Origin of the sequence: Acinetobacter sp. S4400-12, assembly GCF_024129495.1 — a bacterium.
Taxonomy (GTDB): Bacteria; Pseudomonadota; Gammaproteobacteria; order Pseudomonadales; family Moraxellaceae; genus Acinetobacter; species Acinetobacter lwoffii_C.
Genome location: NZ_JAMXYB010000003.1, coordinates 37,385 through 60,728, shown reverse-complemented (window position 1 = coordinate 60,728; position 23,344 = coordinate 37,385). Strand labels below are relative to the sequence as shown.

The 23,344-nt window shown below is 44.1% G+C and carries 22 protein-coding genes; 11 read left to right on the top strand and 11 right to left on the bottom strand.

Annotated features, from left to right (window positions below):
- The first annotated feature begins 20 nt into the window (after positions 1-20).
- Positions 21-425 carry a hypothetical protein gene (locus tag NI461_RS02650; RefSeq protein WP_253156462.1) on the top strand — a complete coding sequence of 135 codons (405 nt, stop codon included), beginning with the start codon at positions 21-23 and terminating at the stop codon, positions 423-425.
- Positions 426-670: 245 nt separating this feature from the next.
- Entirely contained in the window at positions 671-1,111 is a 441-nt protein-coding gene (locus NI461_RS02645; protein WP_253151170.1) for a universal stress protein, read from the top strand.
- A 49-nt stretch (positions 1,112-1,160) separates the two neighbouring features.
- Here NI461_RS02645 and NI461_RS02640 read toward each other — a convergent pair whose 3' ends face one another.
- Together NI461_RS02640 and NI461_RS02635 are read right to left on the bottom strand one after the other, a co-directional pair.
- Positions 1,161-1,490 carry an MGMT family protein gene (locus NI461_RS02640; protein ID WP_290443922.1) on the bottom strand — a complete coding sequence of 110 codons (330 nt, stop codon included), beginning with the start codon at positions 1,488-1,490 and terminating at the stop codon, positions 1,161-1,163.
- A gap of 87 nt (positions 1,491-1,577) precedes the next feature.
- Complete coding sequence (locus tag NI461_RS02635) at positions 1,578-3,077, bottom strand: cation:proton antiporter (RefSeq protein ID WP_253156461.1); 1,500 nt, start codon at positions 3,075-3,077, stop codon at positions 1,578-1,580.
- Between the two features lie 210 nt (positions 3,078-3,287).
- On the opposite strand from NI461_RS02635, the gene NI461_RS02630 reads away from it, so the two are divergent.
- A complete protein-coding gene (locus tag NI461_RS02630) occupies positions 3,288-3,842 on the top strand; it encodes a hypothetical protein (RefSeq protein ID WP_151203278.1) in 555 nt (184 codons plus the stop codon).
- A 34-nt stretch (positions 3,843-3,876) separates the two neighbouring features.
- Here NI461_RS02630 and NI461_RS02625 read toward each other — a convergent pair whose 3' ends face one another.
- Together NI461_RS02625 and NI461_RS02620 are read right to left on the bottom strand one after the other, a co-directional pair.
- A complete protein-coding gene (locus tag NI461_RS02625) occupies positions 3,877-4,782 on the bottom strand; it encodes a neutral zinc metallopeptidase (protein ID WP_253151173.1) in 906 nt (301 codons plus the stop codon).
- A 51-nt stretch (positions 4,783-4,833) separates the two neighbouring features.
- Complete coding sequence (locus NI461_RS02620; RefSeq protein WP_253151175.1) at positions 4,834-5,760, bottom strand: DUF808 domain-containing protein; 927 nt, start codon at positions 5,758-5,760, stop codon at positions 4,834-4,836.
- Positions 5,761-5,950: 190 nt separating this feature from the next.
- Here NI461_RS02620 and trpS point away from each other — a divergent pair, with 190 nt between their 5' ends.
- Complete coding sequence (gene trpS, locus NI461_RS02615; RefSeq protein ID WP_151203275.1) at positions 5,951-6,964, top strand: tryptophan--tRNA ligase; 1,014 nt, start codon at positions 5,951-5,953, stop codon at positions 6,962-6,964.
- Between the two features lie 762 nt (positions 6,965-7,726).
- Here the strand turns inward: trpS and lysS are convergent.
- Complete coding sequence (gene lysS / locus NI461_RS02610; protein ID WP_151203274.1) at positions 7,727-9,253, bottom strand: lysine--tRNA ligase; 1,527 nt, start codon at positions 9,251-9,253, stop codon at positions 7,727-7,729.
- Positions 9,254-9,629: 376 nt separating this feature from the next.
- Here lysS and NI461_RS02605 point away from each other — a divergent pair, with 376 nt between their 5' ends.
- A complete protein-coding gene (locus NI461_RS02605; RefSeq protein ID WP_253156460.1) occupies positions 9,630-10,124 on the top strand; it encodes a YqiA/YcfP family alpha/beta fold hydrolase in 495 nt (164 codons plus the stop codon).
- Positions 10,125-10,206: 82 nt separating this feature from the next.
- Here NI461_RS02605 and NI461_RS02600 read toward each other — a convergent pair whose 3' ends face one another.
- On the bottom strand, positions 10,207-10,749 hold the full coding sequence (locus NI461_RS02600) for an adenine phosphoribosyltransferase (protein WP_253156459.1): 543 nt from the start codon (positions 10,747-10,749) through the stop codon (positions 10,207-10,209).
- 481 nt (positions 10,750-11,230) lie between these two features.
- Between NI461_RS02600 and rubA the strand changes: the two genes are divergently transcribed.
- From rubA to oxyR, 4 genes are all read left to right on the top strand, one after another.
- Positions 11,231-11,395 (top strand): rubredoxin RubA, encoded by a 165-nt coding sequence (rubA, locus tag NI461_RS02595; protein WP_151203271.1) that lies wholly within the window; start codon positions 11,231-11,233, stop codon positions 11,393-11,395.
- Positions 11,396-11,485: 90 nt separating this feature from the next.
- Positions 11,486-12,664: a rubredoxin reductase RubB gene (rubB, locus tag NI461_RS02590; RefSeq protein WP_253156458.1), complete on the top strand. Its 1,179-nt coding sequence runs from the start codon at positions 11,486-11,488 to the stop codon at positions 12,662-12,664.
- A 59-nt stretch (positions 12,665-12,723) separates the two neighbouring features.
- The gene (estB, locus tag NI461_RS02585) at positions 12,724-13,662 is read left to right on the top strand and encodes an esterase EstB (RefSeq protein ID WP_151205948.1); all 939 of its coding nucleotides are present in this window, start codon (positions 12,724-12,726) and stop codon (positions 13,660-13,662) included.
- A gap of 13 nt (positions 13,663-13,675) precedes the next feature.
- Complete coding sequence (gene oxyR, locus NI461_RS02580; protein WP_253156456.1) at positions 13,676-14,584, top strand: LysR family transcriptional regulator OxyR; 909 nt, start codon at positions 13,676-13,678, stop codon at positions 14,582-14,584.
- 133 nt (positions 14,585-14,717) lie between these two features.
- Here oxyR and ppk1 read toward each other — a convergent pair whose 3' ends face one another.
- Both ppk1 and mtgA read right to left on the bottom strand, forming a co-directional pair.
- Positions 14,718-16,799 (bottom strand): polyphosphate kinase 1, encoded by a 2,082-nt coding sequence (ppk1, locus tag NI461_RS02575; RefSeq protein ID WP_151204866.1) that lies wholly within the window; start codon positions 16,797-16,799, stop codon positions 14,718-14,720.
- A gap of 111 nt (positions 16,800-16,910) precedes the next feature.
- Positions 16,911-17,585 carry a monofunctional biosynthetic peptidoglycan transglycosylase gene (gene mtgA, locus NI461_RS02570; protein ID WP_151204867.1) on the bottom strand — a complete coding sequence of 225 codons (675 nt, stop codon included), beginning with the start codon at positions 17,583-17,585 and terminating at the stop codon, positions 16,911-16,913.
- 78 nt (positions 17,586-17,663) lie between these two features.
- Between mtgA and NI461_RS02565 the strand changes: the two genes are divergently transcribed.
- On the top strand, positions 17,664-18,482 hold the full coding sequence (locus tag NI461_RS02565; RefSeq protein ID WP_253156454.1) for a rhomboid family intramembrane serine protease: 819 nt from the start codon (positions 17,664-17,666) through the stop codon (positions 18,480-18,482).
- A 20-nt stretch (positions 18,483-18,502) separates the two neighbouring features.
- Here the strand turns inward: NI461_RS02565 and NI461_RS02560 are convergent, their stop codons facing one another.
- Both NI461_RS02560 and NI461_RS02555 read right to left on the bottom strand, forming a co-directional pair.
- The gene (locus tag NI461_RS02560) at positions 18,503-20,998 is read right to left on the bottom strand and encodes an FtsX-like permease family protein (protein ID WP_253156452.1); all 2,496 of its coding nucleotides are present in this window, start codon (positions 20,996-20,998) and stop codon (positions 18,503-18,505) included.
- 1 nt (position 20,999) lies between these two features.
- On the bottom strand, positions 21,000-21,725 hold the full coding sequence (locus NI461_RS02555; RefSeq protein ID WP_151205943.1) for an ABC transporter ATP-binding protein: 726 nt from the start codon (positions 21,723-21,725) through the stop codon (positions 21,000-21,002).
- Positions 21,726-21,736: 11 nt separating this feature from the next.
- On the opposite strand from NI461_RS02555, the gene NI461_RS02550 reads away from it, so the two are divergent.
- The gene (locus tag NI461_RS02550) at positions 21,737-22,366 is read left to right on the top strand and encodes an arylesterase (RefSeq protein ID WP_253156547.1); all 630 of its coding nucleotides are present in this window, start codon (positions 21,737-21,739) and stop codon (positions 22,364-22,366) included.
- A 131-nt stretch (positions 22,367-22,497) separates the two neighbouring features.
- Here NI461_RS02550 and NI461_RS02545 read toward each other — a convergent pair whose 3' ends face one another.
- On the bottom strand, positions 22,498-23,112 hold the full coding sequence (locus NI461_RS02545; RefSeq protein WP_151204872.1) for a carbonic anhydrase: 615 nt from the start codon (positions 23,110-23,112) through the stop codon (positions 22,498-22,500).
- Positions 23,113-23,344 lie beyond the last annotated feature (232 nt).

The following is a 23,344-nucleotide window of genomic DNA, read 5'->3' as shown; positions in this document are numbered from 1 at the left end:
AGTCATAGAGGCTTTATTCAATGAATAAAATGAAAATCCTTATTCTCCTCCTCAGTCTGGCGAGTCTCCCTGCCTGCCAGATCATTTCGCCTATTTTTGTTGATTACAATGGAGTGAGACGTGACGTAGCGCAATGGATCAATCATCATCAACTCTTAAGCATGCAGCAAAAACGTGCCTTGGTACAATTGAGCAAAGCCCAACAAAAAATCAACCGCTTTGCCGAGTATGATCAGAGCAAACAATGGACCATCACTCAAGAAAATCAGATTGCTTTATATTGTGCCGGTCGTTCTGTAAGCGAACATAAAATCCAGCAGTTACAAGAGAAGATTCATGGAGATGAAACGGCCATGATTTTACAGCGTTACGAACAGCTTGCGCCCAAGATCAAACTTGATCTGAATGCCGTGCAATGTGAGTGAGAGTCGAGTAGCTTCTATTCACTTGCTCTTGAACGCCACAACCTTGATCCGGATCAAAAATAAGTGCTGGGGAAAATACATTTTTTTAAAAAATAAGCCTTTAGTCTATTAGACGTTATACCTATGTATTTACTTGGTTTTATTTTTATAAAATACAGGCTATGATCAAAGTATAAACAACAATTCGTACCCGTTTTAAGGCGTCACATTTTTATAAGACTTTATTTCTCACAAGGAGAATTCTCGTGTCATTTGAACATATTTTAGTACCAATCGACGGCTCAGAAATATCATATGCAGCAGTGGACAAGGCAGTAGAACTTGCCAAAGCCTTTAATAGTAAAGTTACGGTTGTACAAGTACTTGCTCTGGATCCTTATATCGCCGCTGAATATATTACAGCCGCACAAACCAATGATCTGATTGAACGTGCCCGTACTTCTATTCTTAAAACGCTGGAAGAAGCAAAAGCCAGATTCTCTAATGCAGGTTTGGACGTCGAAACTCAACTGCTCGAAGGCCAAGTGATTTATAGTGAAATCGCTAAGGCAGCTCAGTCTTTAAATGCTGACCTGATCGTGATTGGTTCACATGGCCGTACCGGCTTCAAGAAACTGTTCTTGGGCAGCGTAGCGCAAAGTGTGTTGGGTCAAGCAGATATTCCGGTGATGGTGGTGCGTAAATAAATTATTTTTCCTTCATTCCTCATTTTTCCGAAAGTGAGGAATTTTATTTTTAACTCCTGCCATCCCACTGATATTGTTTTAAATTCACTCTACCCTGATTCACACAAACCCCTTCCTGACCTAACCGAAGCTGCTGAATATTCTGACCTTCGATATCCAGTTTGTTTAAGCTTAATTTTCCCTGCGCATTAATGACACGATACCAAGGTAGATCTGTACCTTCATCCAACTGACTTAATACCTTACCGACCAGACGAGCATGTTTGGCTAAGCCTGCCAGTTTTGCAATCTGTCCATACGTCGCAACCCTGCCATACGGAATTTGACTGATTACTGCCAGAATCATCTCCGCCATTTCCCGGCTTGCCTGACTTTTCATGGTATTAGGTGACTCAACAACAATCTCATTTTAATAGCACTTCGCAAGTCTTCAAGAGTCAGACTATTCTTCTTGAGCGATGCCATGCTAGAAATTATCCGGATTTTCCAGACGTTTCACTTCCTGTGCTTTTTCAGGATGATGTACGCTGGTCACGCCATCAGCATCTTTTTGATCAATCAGCACTTCAGGCTGATAGATGGTAATGGTTTCATTGCCATATTCATCTTCCCCTACGATGTATTTGAACCCCTTACGGTTCAACTTATGGCACATTCGTTGATACCAGCCCTTAAAGCCTTGAGTCTCTTCATAGGGATTATAATAAAAAGCATTCATGACGGCAGGTAGACCCAAACCACAGACCACCCCTGAAAGTAATACGGCAATAAAAGTATAACCTACCAGAATACTGCTATAAGCTTCCAGCTGAGGAATATTGGCAACAGCAAGAATCAAGGCTAGGGAGATCCCGCCACGTACGCCACCCCAAGACAGAATGGTTAAACTGCCGTTATAGCTTTTCTTGCTTATTTTTGGAAATAAGGCAAAGGCCAGATGATTCGCAGCAAACCGGGTCAGATGCAGAATGATAAAGGCGACAATTCCACCCAGTACCAGACTAGCACTCAGGTCGAGAATAAAAAGTTCTAGTCCAATTAAAGTAAACAGGAAAGAATTGATAATGCCTTCAACGGTGTGCCAGAAGTGATTGACATCCTCGATTTCGGCATACGCCAGAATTTCCTTCCATTTATTTCCGACAATTAACCCCCCAATAACACAGGCAATTGGTGCCGACGCATGAGCCAGTAAAGCAACCAGATAGGAACCACAGGCCAATAAGGCTGTGGTCAAAATTAAAGACTCCATCTCATGCTTGCCACGCAACAAACGTAAAATGGCTGCACCAAAGATCAGACCAATTAGCACCGCCACGACAATTTCATAGAACAGAGTCTGTAATACGCCGACCAAGGTAAAGTTTTCGCCCTGTAAGACATTTAACAAGGTCATGAATAAGGCAATACACATTGCATCATTAAACAGGGATTCGCCTTCCAGTTTCACAATTAAATGATGCGGTGCCCGTACCGAACTCAATACACCTTTGATACCAATCGGGTCGGTTGCCCCTAAAGCCGCCCCCAGTAAAAGCAATACCAGTAAATCAACATGCTTGCCAATCAGAAACTGATAACCATATAAGAGCGTACCAAACAGGACTGCACAAAATACCAAGGCCAGACTAGCAAGAATTCCTATCGGCCGCCAATGGTTTTGCAGATCGGATACCTTAAACTTCAGTGCTGAAGAAGTTAAAATAAAACAGATTACCCCATTGATCAGAAAATCATAAAAATCAACATTTCGAACTGCCTGCTCAATATTTTCAATATTGATACTAAAAAATGGATTGCCGTGCAAAAGACTGGCGCCCCATTGCAAGATGAAGACAAAAATTGCCGATACAATCGGAACACCAATCGCCTGGGGGAAACCTAAAACACGCTTGTTGAACATGGTGGTGGCAATTGACAGCGCAAAAACCACTGTCAAAAGTTGTAGAAAAAAGAAATTTCCCATTCGGTGTCCTAAATGATGGCAAAATCAGGCAATACTAGGTCGCGGGTTCACTTGAAATAAAAATTGAAAAAGCAAAATATTTTAACAAAACAAGTTTAATCTGCTTTTATTGAAAATTGAGTTAAGTTTTTTTGCAATTCTTACAAATGCCGATTTAATATACACCCTAGAACCCCTCTTTACTTTCCTTCTGTTTTGAAATCTTCTCCCATGCATCAAACTGTTAAAACCATCTTTCGCCTGTGTTTTGCTGCGGTTATTTTTATCGTTACGCTTTCCCTTGTTTTGACCTGTTTTATCAAGGTCCGGGACATCATGAATGCAGAACAGCACTATCAGCAAGCCACCCCTCTTTCCTTGAAAAGTGATCCTCACACCCAGTACGTGCTGCTGTCCAATAATCAAAAACCGGACAATACGATTTTTATTTTGATCGCCGGAAATGGTTATATTGCCAAAATCAGTTGTGATCATTATCCGGCTTTATGTACGGATGATTATAACCAGTCGCACACCCGTCAGATTCAGACTATTGATTTAATTAAAGCCGGTAATTTTTTCTATATTAAAAATATTCAGTACCGGGAGAGCCGCAGTGGTCAGGTGAGTCACTTTAATTACTCTCCGCAGGAGCTACAGCAGTTTTATAAAAATGATATTTATCATTTAAAGTTTATCGTCGTAGTGGTGGCTTTATTTGCTTTGGCCGCTCTATTTGTAAGTCTGAAAATTTTAAGAAACTTCCGGCAGTTTCTCAACAAATGAAACAAGGGAATCAGCATTCCCTTGCTCTTCGTCATTAGATCGCCTGATTAAAGGTATCACAGTTGGCCAGTTGACCAGATTTCAGACCGGTATTAAACCAGTGTACACGCTGTGCACTGCTACCATGCGTAAAACTATCAGGGACTACTTGTCCACGTGCCCGCTTTTGTAAATAGTCATCGCCAATTTTATGTGCTGCGTCCATCGCTTCTTCCACATCTCCTGCCTCAAGAAACTGGGTGCGCTGCTGATTATGATGCGCCCATACACCCGCCAGGCAATCAGCCTGTAATTCCTGTCGTACTGAAAGCTGATTACCCTCAACTTCACTGCTTTGACGGCGCGCCTGCTGAACCTGGGAGGAAATACCTAAAATGGTTTGAATATGGTGTCCCACTTCATGAGCCACTACATAGGCTTGGGCAAAGTCGCCCGCCTGATCCGTACTAGACAGCTCGGTAGTATTCTGTTCACCACTAATGCCCATCTGGGTACGCATATCTTTAAAGAATGCTGTATCAATATAAACCTTCTGGTCGGCCGGACAATAAAATGGTCCCATGGCAGATTGTGCAGTACCACAACCTGAATTCACCACCCCATTAAAAAGCACCAGTTTCGGCGGCACATATTGTTGATTCAGCTGCTGCTGAAATACCTGATTCCAGGTATCCTCAGTATCGGCCAGCACAGTGCCCACAAAATCTATCGCTTCCTGCTGCTCAGGCGTAGGATGCTCCAAGCCTTGGGTTTCAGCCGGCTGGGATTGGGAGGTTACTTGCTTGGTGGCTTGATAGGCTTGTTGAGGATCAACACCAAAGAATTTCCATGCCACAAAAGCCACTATCAACCCTAAAATACTGATGCCGCCCGCTTTAGCCCCACCACCACCGCGACGGTCTTCCACATTCGTACTGACACGACGTCCTTTCCAGCGCATAGGAATTTTCCTTTTTTTCTAATTCACTGTATGTTATCGAATTTATAAGGATTATGCTTGTTTTGATTTGGGCCAAATTTTCTGAATCCCAGCCACCACACCCAGTACAACCAAGCCAGCTATAAAGCCAATCACCAAGTTAATCAAGGTCGGTGTTAATGCTCCCACAATAGTACCCACCGTTGGAATATGCTCAGCATAATCAACCGAGCCTTCCATGAAATGATGTAATAAAGGTACCCCGTGACTAATAATGCCACCACCTACCAAAAACATGGCGATGGTGCCTACAATAGTTAGGGTCTTCATCAGTTTTGGTGCAAAAGCCAATAAGCCACGCCCAATACTTTGCTTTACTGAAGAGGCTTGCTCTGTTAAATACAGCCCTAAATCATCAATTTTGACAATCATTGCCACAAAACCATACACACCGACGGTCATCAAAATTGCAATGACTGACAGCACCATCACTTTGGTACCAAAAGTAGCTGTAGCCACTGTTCCTAATGAAATCACCACAATTTCCGCAGACAAAATAAAATCTGTTCGTACCGCCCCTTTAATTTTGTCTTTTTCAAACGTCACCAGATCGGTTTCTATGGTGGCTAATTCTTGGCTAGCAGCTTCTCTGGTTTTGGCTTTTTTGTGCTGTATGCTATGCAGGACTTTTTCCACGCCCTCATAACAAAGAAATAAGCCACCTATCATTAGCAGTGGTGTAATCAGCCAGGGAGCCACTACACTAATCAGCAGGGCAGCAGGAACAAGAATAAGCTTATTGACAAATGAACCTTTGGCAACAGACCACACCACCGGAAGTTCACGGTCTGAACGTACCCCACTGACTTGTTGCGCATTGAGAGCTAAATCATCTCCCAACACCCCTGCCGTTTTTTTCGCTGCCATTTTGCTCATGACAGCCACATCATCCAGGACCGTAGCAATATCATCTAATAATATAAGTAAACTGCTCGCCATATTTATTATCCTTATCCTATTTCAAATTATTTTAATCACAATTCTAAAAAAAGATTGTATTCACTTGTTTAATTAATAAGATTTTTTTATTCAGGCTTTTTAGTGGCTGACATTCAAAAACAGAATGCCGTACAATATTGCCATTCATTCATATTTAGAAGTCATACTGACTACCCTTTTGGAATAAAAAATGAGTAATCAAGATAATCGTCCAGTGATCCTGACTGGCGACCGTCCTACCGGACAACTTCACCTCGGTCACTTTGTCGGTTCATTACGCTCACGTGTCGGCTTGCAAGACTCTCATCACCAGCATTTATTACTCGCTGATGCTCAAGCTCTGACCGATAATGCAGATAACTTTGAAAAAGTACGCCGCAATATTATTGAAGTCGCAACGGATTATCTGGCAGTCGGGATTGATCCGACCAAAACCACAATTTGTGTTCAGTCATGCTTACCAGCCTTGAATGAACTGACCATGCTGTATTTAAACTTTGTGACGGTTTCCCGTCTGGAGCGCAACCCGACCATTAAAGCTGAAATCCAGCTGCGTGGTTTTGAACGTGATATTCCGGCAGGTTTCCTGTGCTATCCGGTAGCTCAAGCGGCCGATATTACTGCATTTAAAGCCACTGTCGTTCCAGTCGGTGAAGATCAGATTCCGATGATCGAACAGACCAACGAAATCGTACGTCGTTTGAACCGCCAGATTGGTCATGAACTCTTACCAGAATGTAAAGCTCTGCTGTCTAACATGAGCCGCTTACCAGGTTTTGACGGCAAAGCGAAAATGTCAAAATCTCTGGGCAATACCATTGTGCTGGATGCCTCAGATAAAGACATTAAAAAAGCCGTAAATGCCATGTATACCGATCCAAACCATCTGCGTATTGAAGATCCAGGCCAAGTGGAAGGTAATATCGTATTTACTTATCTGGATGCGTTTGACCCAAATAAAGAAGAACTGGAAGAGTTAAAAGCGCATTATCGTCGTGGTGGCCTGGGCGATGGCACCGTGAAAAAGCGTCTGGAAGGGATTCTTAAAGAATTGATCGGTCCGATCCGCGAACGCCGGATAGAGCTAGCGAAAGATCCGGATTACATCATGGATATCCTGAAAACCGGTACAGACAAATGCCGTGATATTACTCAGGCCACACTAGATGAAGTAAAAGCAGGCCTAGGCGTATTCCGCTTCTAATTCATGCTGCAGGTTTAAAGAAAAGCTCTTCCCCAGGAAGGGCTTTTTTTTACCGCCTAAATCACCACTGAGCTATGGGTTTACCCACATATTCTCCATAATTTTTACCTTATTTAACATCTATTAACATGAATACTGATGAGTCATCTTAGGTTGGGCTTTACTATAAATCACATAGAAGGAATCAAGCTTAACTCTCTCCACAGTTAGTTTTGGTTTGTTTAAAAGGACATTCCTTTTTCTACGCAATGACAACCCCAATCATTGCGTTTTTTTTGTCTGTTATTTTTATAGGCGTGTATGGGCTAAAAAATCCAGCCCGATTGGCAGGATTTTTAAAGCTCAAGTCTTAAAAATTAATACTTAAATAAGCCATGCTCCACAGTAATTTCAATGCTTGAAGATACTTCGCCATCCGGCTATTGACGTCAGAATCACCGAGCCAAGCATTCATTTTAAGTGGCAGATCCTGACGAATACAATAGCATGAGATCAAGTGCCTTCATTTCATCATCAAAAGCAAAGGCAGCATTGTTTTCTGCGCTACGCTCTGACTGGTTGACCTTAGCCAACAAGACGTCCTGATAAACGGTTCATCCGCTCAAAACGAATCTCGGCACCTGCGGAAATCATTTTTCAGCTTCACCATAATCGCTCATGTTAATTTTCAGCGATTAAACTGTGGTTTTTTACTCAGGCAACAAGTCCTATTTTCCCAAAAAATAACCCACGCGAAGGTGGGTTATTAGAATAGATCAGCTATTAATTTTTATGACGCATATGCGGGAATAAAATCACGTCGCGGATACTTGGTGCATTGGCGAACAACATAACCAGACGGTCAATTCCAATCCCTTCACCTGCTGTTGGAGGCAAGCCATATTCCAGCGCTTCAATAAAGTCAGCATCATAGTGCATGGCTTCATCATCGCCAGCATCTTTCTCAGCCACCTGTGCCTGGAAGCGTTCTGCCTGGTCAATCGGGTCATTTAGCTCCGAGAAACCATTGGCCAGCTCACGACCACCAATAAAGAATTCAAAACGGTCTGTAATATGCGGATTATCATCATTACGACGTGCCAATGGAGAGGTCTCCGCTGGATATTCCGTAATAAAGGTCGGCTGACGCAGTTTAGTTTCAACAGTTTCTTCAAACACAATTGTTTGCAATTTACCCAAACCAAAACCAGGTTTCACCTGCTCTTTTAATTCCTCTTGAACAAATTTTGCCAAGAACTCACGATCATTGACATTTTCAGGCGTGAATTGCGGATTATGCTCAAGAATGGCATCGAACATCGAAATTTTCTTGAATGGTCCTTTGAAGTTATAAACTTCATCACCATAAGGCACATCAGTTGTACCCAGAATATCAATTGCCAGCTTTTCCAGCATTTGTTCGGTCAATTCCATCAGGTCTTTATAATCTGCATACGCCTGGTAGAATTCAATCATGGTGAATTCCGGATTATGACGTGTCGACACCCCTTCATTACGGAAGTTACGGTTAATTTCAAACACACGCTCAAAACCACCGACCACCAAACGCTTTAAGTACAGCTCGGGTGCAATACGCAAGAACAGCGGCATATCTAGGGCGTTGTGATGGGTTTCAAACGGACGTGCAGATGCTCCGCCTGGAATCACGTGCATCATTGGTGTTTCGACTTCCATATAACGTTTTTCAGTCAGGAAGGCACGAATCCCTGAAACCACCTTGGCCCGAATTTCAAAGGCTTTACGTGTTTCTTCATTAACGATCAGGTCAAGATAACGTTTGCGATACTTAACTTCAGTATCATTCAGACCATGGAATTTGTCTGGCAGTGGACGCAGAGATTTGGTCAATAATTCAAATTGTTCGATATGAACATAGAGATCGCCTTTTCCAGAACGGCCAATATAGCCTTCTACTGCGATGATATCCCCCAGATCAAGTCCTTTGATGGTGGCCAGTACATCTGCAGACAGCTCTTTACGGGCAACATATAGCTGGATACGACCGGTCATGTCCTGGATCACGATGAATGATCCACGGTTTAACATTACACGGCCCGCAACTTTGACATATACCTTTTCACCAGCTTCAATTTCTTCTTTAGATTTATCAGCAAACTGGATTTGCAAATCTTGTGCATAATGCTCGCGCTTAAAGGTATTTGGCCACGGACTCTTGCCATTTTCTTGAGCTTGGCTTTCGATTTGCTTTAACTTGGCATGACGCTGTGCAATTAAATCGTTTTCGGAAATGATTTGTTCAGAAGTCGATTGAGCGTTATTTTGCGTCATCTCTGCCTCGAATAAAAATAGTTGAAAAATAGAAGTTACATAGAATAGCAGATTCCCCGGTCGAATCGTAGCTTAAAGACTGGGTGGAATTGGCTTTTCTGAAGAAAATTTGCAGTATATAGCTCTTTTTATTTTTTCTCTTTATCGCTTTTTAGTCCGGCTCTCGTTCATTTTTGAAAGCGATTTCTTCTTTTATTAAAGCCAAGCTGCATATATTCAATAGCAGCCTCGATTGCGGCGGCTATCTTTCCTGAAATTAGACCAATAGCTAACTGTTTTTTATGCTGCCAGCTTTTAAGCTAGTACCCAGATTGAAACTCATCTTTCAATCACGAACTAATGACTTTGGCATGTCGGATAAGAATGAGTAAAAAATATGTCTAAAATCTTATTTTTGCATGGCTTGGACTCTTGTAAAAAATCTTCGAAATTTCACGCAATTAATACAACACAAAAATACTGTATTGATGTGGATTACCGTAATCTGAGCTATAGCTCCGTGGCCGATTTTTATCATGACACTATTAAAATGATTAAGCCGGATATTCTGGTTGGCCACAGCCTGGGAGGATATTGGGCACTCAAAATGTCACAGGCCCATCAACTTCCCTGTATCGTAGCAAATCCGAGTCTGCAACCAAATTTCCGTGATGATTATCCGATCATTTCTGATCAGGATTTACAGCATGATATTCCACAGTTTGCCTATCTTGAACTGGGCGATGAGATCCTGGATATGCATGCTGTACAGATCTGCCTGGAAGACTATATGCAAATTCAGGCAATTGAAGGGGGTCATCATCGTCTAGCACACCCCGAACAGCTCAATCAACTGATTCAGGAAATCGAAAAGCACTTTATCAGGCAATAAAAAAGCTCCTCGTTCATCCGCCTTCCCAAAACTGGACGGTTTGACTGAGGAGCTTTGATCTGGAAATCCAGATCTATTTAACTTAAGCCACCGCAACCTTAGGTTGAGATTTATCATCCAGTACTGACCAGATCTCTAAGCCCAGGTTTCCATGCGAATCAGGCAAATCGAGAAAAACACTAGCACCCAGTACTTCATGCTGACATTTTTTAGCCAGTTCATTTACTGCCTTTAATGTACCGCCAGTCGCCAGAACATCATCTACAATAATGATTTTTTGTGGCTCAATTTCAGCAGACATTTCCAGACGGTCCACCCCATACTCCAGGCTATACCCCACCCCAATCACTGGAGGCGGTAGCTTGCCAGCTTTACGCACTAACAATAAGCCCTTTCCTGTACGCTGTGCCAATAAGCTGGCCAGTACAAAGCCACGCGCTTCTACGGCTAGAAAGCTATCTACTGCTGCCAGTTTGTCGGCCGGAATGCTCTCGATCAACGCATCAGTGAGTTGACTAATATCGCTGGTGAATAAAGGTGTCAGGTCAAAGAAACAGATCCCCGGTTTTGGGAAATCCTGAACAGTACGAATGTTAGACCACAATGAAGTAGACAAATTGCTCATGGGAGATTCTTAAACATGAAAATGAATAGTTGTATATTAGACTAAAGGGTCAAAACAAACAAGGACAAACGCCTAAATATAAGACAATATTAAATTATAAGATTTTGATATTAATAATTTAATTTATTTTTTAAAAATATTTTCTAAAATCGTGCAAATTGATTAAAAATACATCAAGTCAGAATACTTCAAGAAATATACAGTCTCCTGAATACTTTGGTGGGTTTTGATTTTAGGCTGAATCGTGCTGCTCTGACCGTATGCTTGAAATACAGATTTAGCCCTTTCATCGATAAAATTTGGCCTGAGTTGCCATTCCGATCTTAATTTCACTGTTTAAACTCTTATTCGCTTTACTTTCTGAACGGAACTGCGTAAAAATTTAGCCCAATATGTTCACTATTAAAGTCATATTATTTTAGAGTCGTGCACGTTATAGTTTTTAGCTGACTCCTACAGTTGGTCAGTTTTGGAGAGTTACATGAAAAAATATCAATGCATCGTATGTGGATGGATTTACGACGAAGCACTGGGGTGGCCTCAGGATGGAATTGTGGCCGGTACCAAATGGGAAGATATTCCAGATGACTGGACTTGCCCAGATTGTGGCGTATCAAAAGCTGATTTCGAAATGATTGAAGTCTGATCATGTCCTCTTAAAGACCATGCTGAATGGTCTTTTTTTATGTCCTTTAAAAAATTTATAAATTTAATTTTAGAAAGTCTGGAGAATATTATGCATCCTATCGTCATCATTGGTTCCGGAATGGCCGGTTATGCCGTCGCACGTGAATTTCGCAAGCTTAATCCAGACCATGAACTTGTTATGATTTGTGCTGATGATGCGATCAATTATGCAAAACCGACTCTTTCAAATGCACTGGCAGGGAGCAAGGCACCTGAGCAGATTCCTTTAGGGGATGCTGAAAAAATGTCGGTACAACTCAATATGCAAATCCGGCAACATACCTGGGTAAAAGCGATTGACCCAGAACAGCATCAGCTACACTTAGAAAAAGATGGACAGGAAAGTCTGCAACCTTACTCAAAACTGGTTCTGGCGGTGGGGGCTAATCCAGTACGTTTGGCAATTGCCGGCGATGCCAGCGACGAAATTCATGTGGTTAACAACCTGAACGACTACAAAGCATTCCGCCAAAATCTGGCCAATCGTGAAGACAAACGTGTGGTAATTCTAGGTGCTGGTCTAATTGGCTGCGAATTTGCCAATGACCTGCAACATACCGAACATCAGGTGACTGTTATTGACCTTGCACCTCGACCACTGGGCCGCCTTTTACCTGCGCATGTGGCTGAAGTGTTCCAGCAGCATCTTGAAGAAACAGGTATACATTTTGTGCTGGCTACCACAGTTGAAAAAGTCTCCAAAATGGACAATGCAGATTATCTGGTCACGCTGGCGAATGGTCAATCACTGGTCGCCGATGTGGTTCTGTCTGCGGTAGGCTTGCAGCCAAATATTTCTGTCGCGAAAAAAGCTGATATTCATAGCAGTCGCGGGATTCTAACCAATGCCCTGCTAGAAACCAATCAGCCGGATATTTATGCTGTCGGAGACTGTGCTGAAGTAAACGGCATCCTGTTGCCTTATGTCATGCCCATCATGCAACAGGCACGTGCTCTGGCCAAAACCTTAAATGGCGAGCATACCGCAGTGCATTATCCTGCCATGCCGGTTGCAGTAAAAACACCAGCAGCACCATTGACCGTATTAGCTGCACCTGCTGAAGTCAATGTGACTTGGGAAACGGAAGAGCTGGAAGATGGCATGATTGCCAAAGCAATAGATGTAGAAGGTGTATTGCGTGGTTTCGTATTATTAGGGGCGACAGCAGCCAAGCAACGCCTGACCCTGAGCAAACTTGTTCCTGACTTGATTCCAGCAACTCTTTAGATGTTTAATATATGAAGGACGTTTTTTAAACGAAATGTCCTTTAATTAGGAAGCTTATCATGCATAGTGCGCTGCAGTTTAACCACTCCCCTTATACATCTTTTATGCGTGAAACCAAGGTTGATCTTGGTAATGGTATTGAATTACATGTAGAAGTAGGCGGAGAACCGGATCACCCCCCTATTTTGCTGATTATGGGACTCGGTGCACAGATGCTGTACTGGCCTGACTTTTTCTGTAAATCGCTGATTGATCAGGGCTATTATATCGTTCGTTTTGACAACCGCGATATTGGTCTGTCATCCAAGATCCATCATAAAGGTCCGCGCTTGAATACCTTTAAAATGATGAGCCGTTTTATGCTCGGTCTGGGCAATCAGGGAGCACCTTATAACCTGTATGACATGACTGAAGATGTTAGCCTGCTGATCGATAAACTGGAGCTTGGACAGGTCTATGTGCTGGGCGCTTCGATGGGCGGCATGATTGCACAGATTCTGGCAGCCCGCCACCCGGAGCAGGTCAAGAAACTCGGCCTGCTGTTTACCAGCAATAACCAGCCGCTATTGCCTCCTCCTTTTCCAAAGCAGCTCTTTAGTTTAATTGACAAACCGGCCTCAACAGATGAAGATGGCATCGTAGATCATAGCCTGAAACTGTTTAAGCTGATCGGTTCGCCGGGTTATGTCAATCACGTGGAAGCGATTCAGACAGCCCGCAAGTTGTATAAACGGAGTTACCATCCGGCGGGTGTACTTCAACAGTTTTTAGCAATATTATGTACAGGTTCATTGCTGCAACTGGACAAGCAAATCAAGCAGGATACCCTGGTGGTTCATGGGGCTCGTGATCGATTGCTACCTCCTAGTCATGGCAAGGCTGTTGCCAAAGCAATTCCAGGGGCTAAATTTGAATTAATTGAAGGAATGGGGCATGATATCCCCCCTCATTTTATTCCACATCTTAGCGAATTATTTGCTGATCATTTTAAATCATAAATATTAGGACACTATGGCTGCATTACCATCCCTAAGACAGCTGTCATACCTTGTAACACTGTCAGAGACGCTGCATTTTACAGAAGCTGCTCGCCGTTCATTTGTGACCCAGTCAACCCTGTCTGGTGGTATTATGGAACTCGAGCGTTTACTGGGTGGCGTACTTGTTGAGCGCGACCGTCAGAATGTACGTTTAACTCCTCTTGGTGAGCAAGTGGTTGCACGTGCTCGTGTTCTATTAGCTGATGCCCAGGACTTGATGCGTTTAAGTCGTGAGATGAGTGAACCCCTTACCGGCGATTTGCATCTCGGTGTCATTCCAACCATTGCACCGTTTATTCTGTCGCAATTACTGGATGAAGTTCATAAACAGTTGCCAAAAATCCAGCTGCATCTGCATGAAGCACAAAGTGAGAGGATTGTAGAGAAACTGGAACACGGCAATCTGGACATGGTGGTACTGGCACTGCCTTTTGATACACGCGGCCTGAAAGTAGCCGAGATTAATAAAGAAAATCTGTATCTGGTGCACCATAAGTCTGATCAAGCTTCGGCTCAAGCAGATAAGCTAGAAAATCTGGATCTGTCACGTCTGATGCTGCTTGAAGAAGGTCACTGTTTACGTGATCATGCACTCAGTGCCTGTCCGATCGGCGAACGTAAAAATGATCATCGCTTAAAAGCCAGCTCTTTACCGACACTAATCGAAATGGTTTCTGCAAATCTTGGTTTTACCTTGCTGCCTGAAATCGCGCTATATAGCAGTATGATCAAGGCCAATCCTGAGTTACAAGTTAAAGCCATTCAGGCGGCGCCTAGCCGGACCTTGGCCTTAGTGACTCGCAAAAGTACACCGCTACAAAGCGAGTTCGACATGCTGCTACAAATTTTGCAAAAGATTACCCAGCACCCGGCGGACTAAGACAAGATTCATTATCTGTACATAAAAAGGAGCTTACATCGCTCCTTTTTTTATTGGAACAAGATTTAATAAACCAGAATCTCTGATAAAAAACAAAAGAGACTGTATTTACAGTCTCTTTTTATCCGCTGCTTTATTTAAAAATTTCCAGCAGTTCACGCTGGGCATTATGCAGCTTTTCTCCTTCGGCTGGCTGGGCGCGAATCCAGGTGCCATCGCCTTGTAACAGCCAGGCTTGCTGGTTATCTTTCAGATAGTTCAGTAAACCTTGCTGATAAATCCGCTTTTTTAAGGCTTCATCTTCAACGGGGAAACAGGCTTCTACCCGGTTAAACAGGTTACGATCCATCCAGTCGGCACTTGAACAATAAATTTGTGCATTGCCATTATTAGCAAAATAATAAACCCGCGTATGTTCCAAGAAGCGGCCTACAATCGAACGTACCCGAATATTTTCCGACAGGCCTGCCAAGCCAGGACGCAGGCTGCAAATTGAACGGATAATCAGGTCAATCTGTACCCCTGCCTGAGATGCTTCGTAAAGCTTATTGATCAGCTGCATCTCGGTAAGCGCATTGACTTTGACAATAATCTGCGCTGGCTTGCCTGCCTTGGCATGGGCAATTTCATTATCAATATAGTTAACTAACTGGGCATGCAAGGTGAATGGTGCATGCAGCAGCTTTTTCAGCTTGGCCATTTTCCCCATACCGGTCAGTTCCTGGAAAATGCGGTGTACATCTTCACAGAGCTCTTTATCCGTTGTTAATAAACCGTAATCGGTATAAATCCGCGCATTACCCGCATGATAGTTGCCAGTTCCCAGATGTACATAACGGACCAGTTTGTTATTTTCCCGGCGCACCACCAGAATCATTTTGGCATGGGTTTTATAGCCAACAATCCCATAGACCACGACGGCCCCGGCTTCCTGCAAAACATTGGCCACAGCAATATTGGATTCTTCATCAAAGCGAGCACGCAGCTCAATTACCGCTGTTACCTCTTTGCCATTTCGTGCAGCCTCTGCCAGCACCTGGACAATTTCAGAGTCGGGACCACTACGATACAATGTCTGTTTGATGGCTAGTACTTTCGGATCACGCGCTGCCTCACGCAACAAAGAAATGACAGGGGCAAAAGACTCAAAGGGATGATGCAGCAAGATATCCTGCTTTTGCATGGCACTGAAAATATTTTCATATTTTCTCAGTGCTTTGGGAATGATCGGAGTATGTGAATCATAACGTAAATGGGGACGTTTAAAATTCGATAGCAGACGCGCCAGATTGACCGGCCCTGCCACTTTATACAGCTGCTCTTCTTCCAGATCAAATTCGTTGAGCAAATAATGATAAATATGCTGCGGACAATTTTCTGTCACTTCCAGACGTACGGCACGACCAAAACGGCGAGAACTGAGTTCGCCTTTCAGCGCTTTGGCCAAATCTTCCACATCTTCATTTAAGGCCAGATCGGCGTTACGGGTCACGCGAAATTGATAACATCCCGTCGCGGTCATACCGGGGAACAGATCGGACACATGCTCATGAATAATGGCGGAAAGCATGACATGATGTTCCTTGCCATCTGTCAGCTCATCTGGCAAACGCACGACACGCGGCAATGAACGTGGCGCAGGCACCACAGCCAGATCAATTTGACGGCCAAAGGCATCTTTGCCTTCCAGCGTAACAATAAAGTTCAGTGACTTGTTTACCAGACGCGGAAATGGATGTGCCGGGTCTAGACTGATGGGTGTCAGGACAGGCGCAACCTGCTCCTGAAAATACTTTTTGACCCAGGCTGATTGAGCCGGGGTTAACTCGCCACGGCGCAGAAAACAAATATCTTCTTCGCGTAATTTTGGTAAGATTTCTTCATTTAAAATACGGTATTGACGTTCAATTGCAGCATGTGCCGTCTTGGAAATCTGATCCAGTACCTGCTTGGGCGTCAAACCATCCGGGCTGCGACTTTCATTGCCCAGATCAAGCTGCTCCATAACTCCGGCAACGCGAATTTCAAAAAACTCATCCAGATTGCGCGAAAAAATCAGCAGGAAGTTCATGCGTTCGAGCAAGGGGTGTAAAGGATCGACAGCCTGTTCCAGTACACGTAAATGGAAGTCCAGAATAGACAATTCACGATTGATGTAACGATCATTATATGTATATTCAGTCGGTGCCGAAGTGGTTGTGGCTGCCGTATTCATATGAAACCTACGCTATTTTAAAATTTTGCTTATCTGCTTTAGTATGCTTCAATTTGATGTCACTTTGATAAAAACGCCCAAAAAAATTAGGCTTTATTTCAAATTATAGACCTAAGGTAATTCGGCATAATTCATATAGCGTTGAATCATACGTTTGCGTGCTTTCAGGGCCGATGAATGGCGATGGTCCTGAAAGTATTTTGGATTGGTCAGAATCGCTGCCAGAAAAACCGCCTGATCACGGCTAAGGCTTTGTGACGTTTTACCAAAATAATGTTTGGCTGCGGCTTCAACCCCATAAATATTGTCACCAAACTCGATTGAGTTTAAATAGACTTCCAGAATGCGTTCCTTGGACCACATGCGTTCCATCATCCAGGTAGCGATCGCTTCCTGACCTTTGCGTACAAAGGAACGCTTATTTATCAAAAAAAGATTTTTTGCCAATTGCTGGGAAATGGTTGACCCCCCTGCCACCACGCGGCCTTCATTCTTGTTACGGTTTAATGCGGTCTGGATACCATCCCAGTCAAAGCCATGATGATGAATAAATTTCCCGTCTTCTACCGTAACAATGGCACGCTTTAGGTTCAGGCTAATTTCGTCATAAGGCCGCCATTGGTGCTGAATGGGCTTGGAAGGCTCAGTCCAGTAATCAATCCGCATCATCATGGTGGTATTCACCGGATTGGTGCGCCACCAGACCAAACTTGCAAAAATCCACAACTGTATAAGTAAAATCACACTGACGATGATTAAAATCGTGCGGATCAGAAAGGCTTTCATGTCAGTGCGTTACTCCTGAATATTTGATTTTTCGTGTTAAGCTTATGCGAAATATACACTCATCGCAAAAAAAATAGCATGTCTAAATACTCTCCACCCACCTCCTATCGTAAACCGGAAGTACAACTCTGGTGGATAACTGCGCTCCTGATTGGTATCAATGTCGGCTTATTTGGCTGGCAGGTGCTAAGTGGCATGGATATTAGCCAGCCTAGTTCCAGAGATGCCATTTCCTGGGGAGCGGACTATGCTCCCTTAACTTATCTGGCGGAACCCATACGCTTGTTTAGCAGCATGTTTTTCCATTTTGGCCTGATTCATCTCATGCTGAATATGTGGGCACTGTATATTTTTGGTAGCGTTGCTGAGCAGCTGTTTGGCCGTTTTTACTTTATTGGGCTCTATCTGTGTGCCGGCCTGATGGGTAGCCTATTTAGCGGTTACATGAACATTCAGGATACTTATGCCTTAATTGAAGGTGGCGTAGCCAATCCCGAGCTTTTACCCAGCGTGAGTGCTGGCGCTTCTGGCGCTGTCATGGGGCTGGGTGCAGCCCTGACGGTCTTGTCCATATTGCCCATACTGCCTCAACAGCGCTTTATTCTGGACAAGAAAACCCTGATCATGATTATGGGCCTAAACCTCGTGATGGGATTTATGATCAGCGGGATTAATAATGCTGCCCATATCGGCGGCATGATCATGGGTGCCTGCCTGACTCTGCTCTGGTATCTGCTACAACGACTGCAATGGGGCAAACTGATGCAACTCATTGCCCTGATTCTGGGCGTGGTCGTGTGTGGCCTGCTCTATCAATATAATCTGGCCTTGCTGGAGCCAATCCGTCCTTTCTGGCAAGACATTCTCCGCCTGATGCAACAGCAGCTGCACATTTAAAGCCACAAAGAAGATGAATCTTACTGGTTCATCTCGCGCAGGCTTTGCAAGGGGGGAATATCGGACAGATAGCTGAGTCGATAACGCCCCACCAGCGCACAAAGCAGCGTCATCAAGACCGGTAAAATCAGCCAGATTTCCCAGTGTGGCTGAATCAGGAGATCCATTTTATAACTGGCAATGGCACTGATGACTTCGGCAAACAAACATGCCACCACGCCAGCAAACAGGCCGATAAAACCAACTTCCAGACTCATCAGGGTTTTTAGTTTGCGCTTGGAACTGCCAAAAGAACGCATTAAAGCCACTTCTCGTTTGCGCTCATCCATGAGCAGATTCAGACAGGCCATCAATACCAGAAAGCCGGACACACTGACCAGCATCGCCAAAATAGTAATGATCTGCACCAGAACATTTACTATGCGTTTGATTTCTTCAAGAATCAGACTGACATCAATAAAAACCGTATTGGAAAACCGCTGGATGATAGAAACCAGTTGATCTTTGTCTGTTTCAGGCACATAAAAACTGCCCAGATAACTGCCGGCATTGGCATCCATGCTCTGGGGTGCAAAAATAAAGAAGAAGTTCGGACTAAAGCTTTCCCACTCCACGGTTCTCAGATTCACCACTTTCGCTTCCAGCCTACCTTCAGGCAGACTAAAGCTTAGTTTGTCGCCGAGCTTGATGCCCAGCTCCTTGGCAGTCTGCGCTTCGACCGACACTTCGCCCGGCTGTTTTAATACCGTTTCGCCCTGAACAATGACATTATCCTGAGGATAACGGTCTGACTGGGTCAGATTCAGTTCACGTCTTAGAGTATTGCTTTGCTTAATCAGTTCAGCGTTAAAAGGCTGGTCATTTTTTGCCACCAGGCGCCCGCGAATATTCGGATAAAGTGGTGTGCTGTTCCAGCCATTCTGTTTGAGCTGGGCTTTCAACTCAGGCATCTCATAAGATGGCAAGCCATACACAAACTGGTTCGGTGTACCTTCAGGCAACTGTTGCTGCCAGCGTTCCAGCAGATCGGTACGCAGTACGGTGAGTACACTGATCAGGCTCAATCCGAGAGCCAGTGCGGTAATTTGCAAAGCCGTCTGATACGGCGTACGGACATAAGCCGACAGGTTAAATTTCAGGTTCCGTAGCAGTTTTAACGTGCTCCAGACCGTAAAATACAGCACAGCACACAACAGGACAATTGCCCCAATCACCCAGGCGGTGAGCACAATATTTTCAGTCAGAATCACGCTAAAAACAATCAGGCCCAAGGTCCCGCACAGTAACATCCATAGCATGGACTGGACCGACTTTTCCTGCTGGCGAATTACCCGAATAGGTGGCGTATTTAACAGCTGAAACAGGCTCGGCATAACAAAACCCAGCAAGACAATCGCACTGGTCAACATGGCAACGGGTAAAGGGCCCAGCAACATCTTCATCACAGAAAACTCAAGTTGCAGGTTGGGAATCAGCTGCAACATTAACTGTAACAATCCATATCCCAGACTGATCCCAATGAGCGTCCCGATCAGCATGGCAACCAGTAGCACAACTCCAAGCAAGGCCAGATAAGCGGCCAGAATCTGGTGCTTGGTCGCGCCTATACAGCGCATCAGCGCGATATGATCCTGATTCTGCTGTACATAACGTTGTGCTGTTAAAGCAATTGCAATTCCGCATAATAAAATGGTCAGGATATTGGCCAATTGCAAAAAGGTATCCAGATTGGCAATCGGACGCATTAAACGGGTATTGCCCTCGCTGGCATTACGTAATTTTAGACTACCCTGCTCCTCAAACTCCTGCCCGTCTACTTCGGCGACTGGTGCATCCATTTTCTCTTTTTTAGATTTTATCTGCTGTTTGAACCAAGCTTCATATTCTTGCGTCTGTTCAGGATTACCAGCCAGCAGCAAACGGTAGTCAATCCGGCTGCCCACCTGAATGGCCTGAGTTCGTGCAACATCTGCCTGAGAGATGATGACGGTAGGCGAAAATCCGGAAAAACCAAGCTCCTGATTGGAGTCTTTTGCAATTTGAGCGGTGAACTTAAATTTTGCATCAGCAATATTCAGCTCATCTCCCAACCTTACATTGAGCAGATCCATCGCTCGGGGACTGAGCCAGATTTCACCGGGTTGAATGGTTGTTTTTGCGGGTTGGGTTTGCAATTGACCACGCAGCGGAAAGGCCTGATCAACCGCCTTGACATTGACCATGACAAACTGTTCATCGGTAAAAGCCATGGTATTAAAGAAGGTTACCTCAGACTGCTGTAAATCCAGCTGTCTGGCCTGATCACGCCATTCTTCTGCCAAAGGTTCATTATCTGACAGCACCAGATCAGCTGCCAGCATCTCCGCGGCCTGCAAAGCGACCGCATTTTGAATCTGTTCATTACTGAACTTCAGCGCAGTCGTGGCACTAATGGCCAAGGTCAGGGCAATAATCAGCAGATAAATACCCGTGCTTTTAAAACTTTGTGTGAGTAAGGGACGAAATAGCTGCTGCATATCATCCTCCGCTGGCATGTTCAACGAGCTGACCATCCAGCAGCTCAAAATGCCGCTGACATTGTTGGGCCAGTTTTGGATCATGGGTCACCAGAACCAGCGTGGTGCCCAGTTCACGGTTGAGCTGAAACAGTAATTGCTCGATCTCATGCGCCGTTTCACCATCCAGGTTGCCTGTAGGTTCATCTGCAAAAATGATTTTAGGTGCACTGACCAATGCCCGGGCAATTGCTACCCGTTGCTGCTCTCCCCCCGATAAGACTTTTGGCGTTTGCTGGGCCTGCCGGTCCAGACCAACTTTTTTCAGCAGCAGCAGTGCCTTCTGCTCTGCCTCGCTATATTTAAAACCCGGCTGCAAACGCAACGGTAACATGACATTCTCTAAAGCTGTCAAATGTGGCAGCAACTGAAAGGACTGAAATACAAAACCGATATTTTTTAAGCGGACTACAGCACGTTGCTCTTCACTTAAATTCGACACCTGTTCGCCACATACCATCAGCTGACCAGAACTGGCCTGATCCAAAGTCGCTAAAACTCCCAGTAAAGTCGACTTCCCCGAACCCGAACGACCAGTAATCGCCACCTGTTCCCCAGCCTGTATGTCTAGTGAAAGATCCTCAAAAATCGTCAGCTGTTTTTGTGAAAGCTGTATCTTTTGTGTCAGCTTCTGGGCAGAAATAATTGCTTGTGGCATGATGGTCGAATCGTAACTGCTTTGAATCATACGTGTCCTATATGAAAGATCGAGTTCAGAAAACCCGTGTATTGCCTTGCCTGATCCTGTGGAGTATATGCCTGATTCCTTTCGGCGTGTCGGCAAAGACCATTATGATTGTGGGTGACAGTCTAAGTGCAGGTTATGGTATTCAACCACAGCAAGGTTGGGTAAGTTTATTGCAAAAACGCTTAGACCAACACTATCCGAAACAGCACAAAGTGGTCAATTCAAGTATGAGTGGCGAAACCACCAGTGGTGCAGTGGCAAGACTGCCTAAACTGTTACAGACTCATCGTCCGGATATTGTCGTGATTGAACTGGGTGGTAATGATGGCTTGCGCGGGCAGCCACCGCAAATGATCCAGAAAAATCTGGCCAATCTGGTGCAGCAAAGCCAAAAAGCCCAGGCCAAAGTGATTGTATTTGGCATGAAAATGCCACCGAATTATGGTCAGGCGTATGGCAGGGCATTTGAAAATAATTATAAAGTGGTAAGCCAGCAATATAAGGTCAAATTATTGCCTTTCTTTATGCAGGGTGTGGCCGGCCATAAAAGTCTGATGCAGCAGGATCAGATTCATCCGAATGCCAAAGCACAAACGATTCTATTGAACAATGCCTATCCCTATATTCAAAGTGCGTTGTAAAATGCATGTTTGAAAGTATTTTCCCGCCTTGTTGACGAGAAAAAAACTCTTGTAAATTAAAGTTAGTTCAACAAAAAAACTCTCCTTTTTTAAAGGAGAGTTCGGAAGACTTAAAAACTGATCTTTAACTCTTAGAAATCAAAAAAAACAACTTCTCCGGTTTCCAGTGAGTATTCTGCTCCCACCACTTTTAACTTGCCTTTGGCAATCAGACCTTCAATCACGGCCGAGCCATGACGCAACTGGTTCACTGAGGCAAAGACATTGGATCGTACTGCATGCTTGGATAGTTTAGCCAGATCATCTTTCAGTTCAGTTTGCAGCAGCGTTTCAACGGATGGACGTACCCGGTTTACAATCGACATCAGATTATTGGATGGTGGACAATCTGGGCAGGTTAAGGTATCAATCGTGGCCTGAATAGCGCCACAATGATTATGACCTAATACCACCACCACCGCACAGTCATAACGCTCCGCGGCAAACTCTACGCTCCCAACCTGTGAGGGTGCTACGACATTGCCTGCCACACGAATGACAAACAGATCCCCCAGGCCTTGATCAAATACCATTTCCGCAGGGACACGTGAATCCGAACACCCCAAGACAATCGCAAAAGGGTTTTGATCCTCTGCCATTTCTGCTCGCTGTTGATGGCTCAATTGCCTTGGATGAGAGGTATCGCCCGTAACAAAACGTTGATTACCCTGTTTAAGACGTTCTAGCGCTTCCTGAGCTGTGAGCATTTTTTACCACCACTGTATTGAGTTGGAATATCTTACTGCTAGATTTTTTGAAAGTCACTTGCAAAAAAAATTAGCTGTTTAATTTTTTTGCAGTTGAATTGTTTCAGCTCTGGCTGGCCATTTATGCAAATCTGGTCACATTTCACCTCATATTTATTGTCTTAAACAAAAAATTCATAGATGAACAATAGCCAATAATCCTTTAAAATAAACCAAAGATGAGAATAGATTC